Source organism: Pseudoalteromonas sp. Isolate6, from assembly GCF_022398435.1.
Lineage (GTDB): Bacteria > Pseudomonadota > Gammaproteobacteria > Enterobacterales > Alteromonadaceae > Pseudoalteromonas > Pseudoalteromonas galatheae.
Genome location: NZ_JAKEVK010000209.1, coordinates 1 through 7,754 on the forward strand (window position 1 = coordinate 1; position 7,754 = coordinate 7,754).

9 protein-coding genes are annotated in these 7,754 nt (G+C 42.4%); 7 read left to right on the forward strand and 2 right to left on the reverse strand.

Features of this window, described 5'->3' with window-relative positions; translation table 11 throughout:
- Window positions 1-124 precede the first annotated feature (124 nt).
- From L1D50_RS19455 to L1D50_RS19480, 6 genes are all read left to right on the forward strand, one after another.
- Complete coding sequence (locus L1D50_RS19455; RefSeq protein ID WP_128727600.1) at window positions 125-781, forward strand: PspA/IM30 family protein; 657 nt, start codon at window positions 125-127, stop codon at window positions 779-781.
- A 48-nt stretch (window positions 782-829) separates the two neighbouring features.
- A complete protein-coding gene (locus tag L1D50_RS19460; protein WP_128727601.1) occupies window positions 830-1,039 on the forward strand; it encodes a PspC domain-containing protein in 210 nt (69 codons plus the stop codon).
- Window positions 1,040-1,062: 23 nt separating this feature from the next.
- A complete protein-coding gene (locus tag L1D50_RS19465) occupies window positions 1,063-1,404 on the forward strand; it encodes a hypothetical protein (protein ID WP_045964956.1) in 342 nt (113 codons plus the stop codon).
- A 95-nt stretch (window positions 1,405-1,499) separates the two neighbouring features.
- Window positions 1,500-2,024, forward strand: a complete 525-nt coding sequence (locus L1D50_RS19470; protein WP_138521412.1) for a copper chaperone PCu(A)C — start codon at window positions 1,500-1,502, stop codon at window positions 2,022-2,024.
- A gap of 17 nt (window positions 2,025-2,041) precedes the next feature.
- Window positions 2,042-3,028 carry a DUF2333 family protein gene (locus L1D50_RS19475; protein ID WP_010376722.1) on the forward strand — a complete coding sequence of 329 codons (987 nt, stop codon included), beginning with the start codon at window positions 2,042-2,044 and terminating at the stop codon, window positions 3,026-3,028.
- Window positions 3,029-3,032: 4 nt separating this feature from the next.
- A complete protein-coding gene (locus tag L1D50_RS19480) occupies window positions 3,033-3,794 on the forward strand; it encodes a TIGR04219 family outer membrane beta-barrel protein (RefSeq protein ID WP_010376724.1) in 762 nt (253 codons plus the stop codon).
- Between the two features lie 86 nt (window positions 3,795-3,880).
- Here the strand turns inward: L1D50_RS19480 and L1D50_RS19485 are convergent, their stop codons facing one another.
- Both L1D50_RS19485 and L1D50_RS19490 read right to left on the reverse strand, forming a co-directional pair.
- Window positions 3,881-4,759 carry a TIGR03899 family protein gene (locus tag L1D50_RS19485; protein ID WP_138521410.1) on the reverse strand — a complete coding sequence of 293 codons (879 nt, stop codon included), beginning with the start codon at window positions 4,757-4,759 and terminating at the stop codon, window positions 3,881-3,883.
- Window position 4,760: 1 nt separating this feature from the next.
- The gene (locus L1D50_RS19490) at window positions 4,761-5,243 is read right to left on the reverse strand and encodes a hypothetical protein (RefSeq protein ID WP_128727604.1); all 483 of its coding nucleotides are present in this window, start codon (window positions 5,241-5,243) and stop codon (window positions 4,761-4,763) included.
- Between the two features lie 220 nt (window positions 5,244-5,463).
- Here L1D50_RS19490 and L1D50_RS19495 point away from each other — a divergent pair, with 220 nt between their 5' ends.
- The gene (locus tag L1D50_RS19495) at window positions 5,464-7,653 is read left to right on the forward strand and encodes an EAL domain-containing protein (RefSeq protein ID WP_138521408.1); all 2,190 of its coding nucleotides are present in this window, start codon (window positions 5,464-5,466) and stop codon (window positions 7,651-7,653) included.
- The last annotated feature ends 101 nt before the right edge of the window (window positions 7,654-7,754 follow it).

A 7,754-nucleotide genomic window follows, 5' to 3' on the forward strand; every position in this document is an offset into this window, starting at 1 on the left:
ATTTAATGTATCTCAATAAATCTATTTTTCCTTTCAAAAAACCTTAACTCAATGATTTAATTTTGTTTTTATTTTTGGCACGGCTCTTGGAATAGTCTCACTATATTATAAAAGGAGCCGAACAATGACCATCATCAACAGAATTGAAGATCTTATCAAAGCAGAACTTAACGCGTTACTAGACAAAGCCGAAGACCCACAAAAAATGGCCACTCAGTTAGTGCGTGATTTAGAAGAAGCGCTATCTGATTGTCGGGCAACGGCAGCTGAGCTTATTTGCCAACAAAAAGTAGCACAGCGTCAAGTTGAGCAAGCAAATAAAGCTGCGGCAACGTGGCAAAGCAAAGCCGAACACGCCCTTGAAAAAGGTCGTGAAGATCTTGCCCGCTCAGCCCTTGAGCAAAAACAGCGAGAAACCGAAAAAGCACAAGAAGCACAGCAAAAAATTGATGATCTAACGCCTGCACTGGAAAAACTCAGCGCAGATGCGGACAAGTTGCAAAGCAAAATTCAGCAATTAAAGGCAAAAGAAAAGGCGATGTTGCGTCGCTTGGAAGCTGGTAAGGCAAGACTAACCGTCAAACAAACGCTGAATAGTGACGACATGCGCTCTGCAACGCGCAAGTTCGATGAGTTAGAACGTAAGGTGGCGCGCCTTGAAGCTGAAGTCGAATCCTATGACTTAGGGCAGCCCGATGTATGGCAGCGCTTTGAAGATGAGCAAAAGCAGCAACAAATTGACGATGAATTAGCCCAACTGAAGCAAAAAATGGCGAGCTAGGCTCGCCCACTGCAACGAACTGAGCAATCAAAGCGAAAGGGGATAAAGATGAAAAATAGATATCAATCAACACTGTCTCAAATGAATAGTTCAAAGAAAATTGGTGGCGTATGTGCGCAACTTGCACAACGTTTTGATATGCCAATTTGGTTAACGCGTTTACTAACGGTATTGCTGTTTTTTAAGTTTCCAATGTTGGTGTTATTGGCGTATGGCGTCGCTTGGTTTGCAATGCCAAAAACGCAATACGAAAACTAAGTAACGGCGACGAGGTAGGCACTATGAAAGTCGTGGCCGGTATATTATTAGCGCTGGTATTTTTATTGGCGCTATCTTGGGTGTCGCTGCCACTAATATGGTTAGACATCAGCGATCTGCAACTCGATATGGGATTTGACCTAGGTTGGTTTGGCTTTGAAATACTCACGTTGCTATTTGCAATTGTAGCGCTGGTGGTGCTAGGAGCACTCTTGAGCGCAGGTATTTTAGGGCTGCTCCTTATTGTGTTCATTGGGCTAGTAATGACATTGCTATTTAATTCGCTGATAGTGCTATTTCCACTCATCTGTATTATTGCAATTGTGTGGTTAGTGGTAGACAAATCTGCTCAAGCAAAAGTGTGAGCAGTGGGTTTTTGTTGGCGGTAGGAGATAAAAAACACGCTAAATTGGGATCTGTGATATAGTTATTTGCAGTTATAAATCCAAGGAAAGCCAACATGAAATCAAGTGTAATCAAAACCTTAATTTTTGCTTTATCAACTTTTATCGGCTTTAACGCTTCAGCTCATCAAGGGCATGAACATGGTGAACATCATCATGGTTCGGAGCAACTTTCTGTTCACAATGCCACCGTGCGTGCATTTTTACCGGCAGCGCCATCTACTGCAGGTTATCTCGTTATTGAAAACCCAACGCAGCAAAATAAAGTGCTGGTTAAAGCTGCGCTCGAAGGCGTTAAGCGTGTTGAAATTCACGAGCATATTCATAAAGAAGATATGATGAAAATGCAACGTGTTGACGAGCTCGCTATTCCCGCGGGTAAGTCAGTGACATTTCAGCCTGGTGGTTATCACTTAATGGTGTTTGAACCAGTAGAAACATTAAAAGTCGGTGAGAAGCGTAAGCTTACGCTATATTTTGCTGATGGCGATAGGATCTTCACCATGGCGGAAGTCGTCGCACTTGCAGATATGTTTGGTGGTAAAGAAAAATCAAACGCAGGACATCACTCTCATCACTAAAAACAGTGAGGTATTAAATGGGAAATCATACGGGAAAAATCATCTCTGGTATTATCGCTGTCATACTTCTGGGCTATGTTATAGCCGTGTATTGGAGTGTGGAACCAGAACAGTTTGACGTCGTCGCGGCTGCAAAAGCGGATGCACAGAAAAATGGCAATACATTAGTCACTGGATATGTGACAACACATACCTTGATTAAAGTGACAGATACGCTTTTAAATAAGCCAGGTGGTTACTTGTCGAACGACATGATGCCGCCAAGCGTAATGATGGATAACATGCCCGCTTGGGAGTACGGCGTGCTTGAGATGACACGAGATCTTACGCTTTCGATGCGTAAAGACTTTAGTCGTTCACAGTCTCAATCGACAGAGCACCCAAGTTTAAAGCTAGCTCAGCCACAGTTTAATATCAGTTCAACAGCGTGGATGTGGCCAAGTGCTGAGGGTGAATATCAAAAAGGCAATGATTTGTTGCGTCAGTATTTGACGCAAATTTCTGATAACAGTAACCGCGACAGTCAGTTTTATGCGCGTGCTGATAACTTGAGAGCTTGGCTAAAAGAAGCTGAAAAGCGCATGGGCAGCTTAAGTCAAAGATTAAGTGCAAGTGTAGGTCAAGACAGATTAAATACCGATTTAGCTGGAGATTCGGCAGCCGATCAAGCAACCATGACGCCAAGCCATAATATGGTGAAAACTTCGTGGTGGCAGATTGATGATGTATTCTATGAAGCCAGAGGCGCCACATGGGCGTTACTACACTATATGAAAGCGGTAGAGCATGACTTTAGACCTGTGCTCGAAAAGAAAAATGCACTTGTCAGCCTACAGCAGATCATCAGAGAGTTAGAAGCGACTCAAGAGACGGTATGGAGCCCTATGGTATTAAACGGCAGTGGCTTCGGCTTGGTCGCAAACCACTCTCTGGTCATGGCAAATTATATTTCGCGAGCCAATGCGGCTCTCATAGAACTTAGTGAACTTTTAGCGCAAGGATAACATCATGAAAAAACACTTTTTAGCAGCGGCATTATCTCTCGCGTGCTTAGCACCTGCTGCACATGCAGATACGGTACTCGGGCTTTATGTCGGTGCAGAAGGGTGGGATACCGAAACCGAAGGTAGCTTTGCTGAAAAAGGCAATATGCAAACCTTTAACTTTGATGATGAAACTTTTACGAGTTTTTATGCTGCACTTGAGCACCCAGTGCCGCTAGTACCAAATATCAAGTTACGCTATACCGAGCTTGAGTTAAATGGTCAAACGACGTTAACAGAGTCTTTTGACTTTGGTGGTCAAGTTTATACAGTAGGTACTGACGCGACAACAAACGCAGATCTAAACCACATCGACTATACATTGTATTACGAAGTGCTAGACAATGACTTGTTGACGTTAGACTTTGGTGTGAACTTTAAGCAGTTTGACGGTTCTATCATGGTAACTGGTACTGCAAATGGTCAAACACGCACAGAAGAAGTTGAATTCTCAGGCTTTGTTCCTCTGGGTTATTTGCGCGGTGAAGTGGGTTTACCACTTACAGGGCTAAGTGTTTTTGCTGAAGGCAGCATGCTGGCAATTGATGACAGCAAAATCCAAGATTATCAAATTGGTATCGCTTATGAGTTTATCGACAATATGGCTGTTGATGTTGCGGTAAAAGTGGGTTACCGCTCTATGGTACTGGAGCTGGATGATATTGACGATATCTACACTGATTTGGATGTCTCAGGTCCATTTGCAGGGATCCAACTACATTTCTAAGATAGTGTAGTTTACTCCTCTAGCGGCTTGGTACGAGTGATCGACCAAGCCGTTTTTATCTGTATGGTATAAGTAAAACAGCTGCCTTATCTCTCTTCCCAGTCGAGCGTAAACTCACTTTCAAAGGCCTTTTCTACAAGTTGCTTATATTGTTTATTGATTGGACTTTGGAGTAATTTTTTAAGCTCGTCTCCGGTTTGCGTCAACTTGTAATAGCTCAGCACTAAGTCATTGGATTTGGCCGTTAAGGTCATTTTTTTGCGTAAATACACCAACTGCATTGACTGTCCTTTTTGTAGTGACGCGGACTCAATTTCTTGCCGATAAAGGATATTAATATCCATCAGCGTAAGTATATTTGGAAAATTCAGCCCAGCTTGGCTTAAGTTGATGGATTCGGTGCTGCCCTTACGCAGCAAATCAAAAATAGATGGCTTTTTATAGTAACCATGAAGAATAAGGTAGCTGTCTTCTTTTTCTAAGTAGCCACACAGCGGTGCACATCTTTGTAACGCGGTTGCTTCACGTTGGGTCATCATCTTTAGGGTTTGCAAACTTTTAATTGAAAAAGTGCCTGGCGTAATACTTTCACCTACCAATATCTTTGCCCACAACTTTTGCATAGAGTGATTGGCAATGTCTTCTGCAAGGGTGATGAAGTGCTCCAACCAATCGGGATCGGGGCGACCTCGGGCGGTAACCTCGGGGCATAATGTAAGCGCCATGCCCATAATGGCCTCGAGGTTTTGCTGGCGTTGGATTTTGATTAACTGCTGACGCTTTAGGGCGCGTTTTAGTGTGCCGTGCTCAGTTCGTACCGTGTATTGGTTGTCTTTATTTTTATCAGACTGATAACGGTCATTTTGAGTGACAAGCGGTGTGATCCGTTTCACCATGGGGTAGCCGAGCTTTTCTTCAATCGAAAGCGCTAAGGCTGATTTTACTTGTGCATTTTTGACTGCCATATCAAGCTCGTAATTTATACAGTGTATGCATATGATTCACCGCAGAATTGGTTACTTGCGGTAAATACTGCTGCATAAAAAGTGCGATAAAACTGCCAATAAAGGGTGTATTGGCTCTTCCTTCAATCGTGATGGTCAGTTGTTTATCGGCCTGAGTGGTAAACAAATTAAGGCTAATTTTGGCTAAGTGCTCGTCGTCTACATGCAAAGATAGTTCTAAATTCTGTTCGTTGATTTTGATGATAGTCATTTCAGCTTCTCCCCAAGGATGCACTAACACAGCTGAGCTGCCTACTCGCTGTTTCTTCGGCAATATGCGAAAGTGGAGAGCCTCAGTTGTTTGCCAATTAAATAGTACTGGCCAATGGGATAACACCAAAGGAGAGAGTGTTGTGCTATTGGCAGAAATATCAGTGCTTTTCTCCACTTTATAATGATGTGGCATCGCTAAACCAGCAATCACAATAACAAGTGCTAAAATCATCAACATTCTAATGGGAGTAGATAAACGTTTGATACAGAATCCTCATTGGTAAAAAGTATGCTAAATCATCTATTTTGTTCTATGCTCGACTATAATATTTCATGTATGTTAATCGAACAGAACTGTAATAATAAAAATGTACCATATTTTGTAGGATGGTAAACACTGGAGTGAATCAGTGCCTATAATTAAAAAGTAGTGTGGATTTAAAGGGTAAAACATGGCACCTGAGCAAGATGATTATTTGTTTGCAGAGCACGAAGAAGTTACTCAAGAAGCAGAAACGATAAGTGCTTTTTGGGATGTCTTAGTCGTTGATGATGACCCAGAGATCCACTCTGTCACTAAGCTTGCACTGTCTAATTTAGAGTTTTGGGGCAAAAAGCTCAGGTTTTTTCATGCCTATTCGGGTAAAGAAGCCATTGAGATTTTAAAAGAACAAAATAATATCAGTATTTTATTACTCGATGTGGTAATGGAAACTGACGACGCGGGCCTTAATGTTGTCCGTCGAGTGCGCGAAGAAATAAAAAATATGGCAGTACGTATTATTATGCGTACAGGTCAGCCTGGTTACGCGCCAGAAGAAAAAGTCATCCGCGAGTTCGACATCAACGATTACAAAATGAAGACTGAACTCACTCGCAGTAAACTGGTTACTTCCTTACTTACCGCTATCCGTTCCTATCAGCAAATTTGTGAACTCGAAGCGCAAAGTCATGCACTAGAGCAGATCCTTTCAGCTTCTCGCGCTATCCTCGGTCATACCGATATGGGCTCCTTTGCAGCTGCGGTTGTTGCCCAATTGGCAAATATTTTAGATGCGTCAGGCGAAGGCTTAGTGAGTGGCTACCTAGATGATGATATGCATTTAAGGGTGTTTGGTGGTAGTGAGCAGTACCGTGAGTTCTTTGGCCATGGTATAGAGCAGCTTGATAATGGACGTGTCATCATGCAAGTGCAAAACTGTATTGATACCGAATCCCACCAATCTACTGCACACGACATTACCTTCTTACTTGAAAGCAAAAACAAAAAGGCAGCCATTTATTTAGAGCTAGAGAGTGAGCCGTCCGAAGCACAATTGAAGTTTGCTGAAATATTCCTGACTAACGTTGGTGTTGGTCTTGATAATATCAAGCTATTTAATGAATTACGTGAGGTGGCTTACAAAGATAATCTCACCAAACTACCTAATCGCGCTAATTTTATCGAGAAAATAGAGTCTTACTTTAACCAGCAGCAGTCGCTCATTTTTGTTCTTGTAGATATTGCTCAGTTTTCTGACATCAATAACGGTTTAGGCCAAGAAGTTGGGAACTTGTTGTTACTTGGGGTTGCTGAACGAATTAGTATTGAGTTTCCTGAGGCCCAGTTAATTTCACGAATTGGCGCGGATGTGTTTGGCTTTTTAATGCCTGAGTCGCAATTTGATGAAGAGTCTTTTATTGATAACTTGTGTGTACCCTACCATGTCGGGGAGCATTTGTTGACTATGCACTTTCATATTGGAGTATGCCGTCAAGAGGACTTCCAGCCGCAAGGCATAGAAACCTTAAAACTTGCTTATATTGCGCTTAACCAAGCAAAGCAGTCGAGTATTTCACTGGATTGGTATACCCCAGATTTAGAAGAAAAAATGGCTTGGAAGTTGGGGTTAATAAGGCAGCTCAGGCAAGACTTTGAAATGAAAAAACTCGAGGTCTGGTATCAACCGCAGTTTTCTATTGCCGATCGTAAGGTGATTGGCTGTGAGGCCTTGTTACGTTGGCCTTCTGGAAACGGTAATTATATTTCCCCTGCGATTTTTGTTCCTCTTGCGGAGAATGCGGGGCTTATCGTTGAAATTGGTCAATGGGTATTAGAGCAAGCCTGTCAGTTGCAGGCAACTTTGCAACAACAGGGGTTTGGTGAGCTTAGTATTGCTGTGAATGTCTCCGTACCGCAGTTTAAAGTGCCGAACTATGCGCAGCAAGTAAAAGACACAATCTTGTCGTTTAATGTGGAGCCAAAACATATTGAGCTCGAAGTGACAGAAAGTGTGGTTATGGATGAAGTAAATTCGGTGATTAATACACTTCAAGAGTTACAAGAATTTGGTGTTGAGGTTGCAATTGATGACTTTGGTACTGGGTTCTCTTCTTTGAGCTACTTACAAAAACTACCTTTGGCACGGCTTAAAATTGACCGTGCTTTCGTTAAAGATATCCCTCATGATGATAGCGGTGCAATTGCCGATCTTGTCATCTCTTTAGGTCAACATCTCGGCCTGAAGACGATTGCAGAAGGCGTTGAGACAGAAGAGCAGATGACAGTGTTACAGAAGCTTGGCTGCGATGAAGTACAGGGTTTTTTGCTCGCAAAGCCTATGCCTGAAAAGGAACTGCTGGAGTTTTTAGAGTCTAATTAGTCATTTGCGTTGTTAAAGTCGGTGCAATTGCTTTTCTATGTAATGTTGATTAGACTAAAGTTTGAACACTCTGTTCTGGAGTGTATTTAGGTACTTTACAT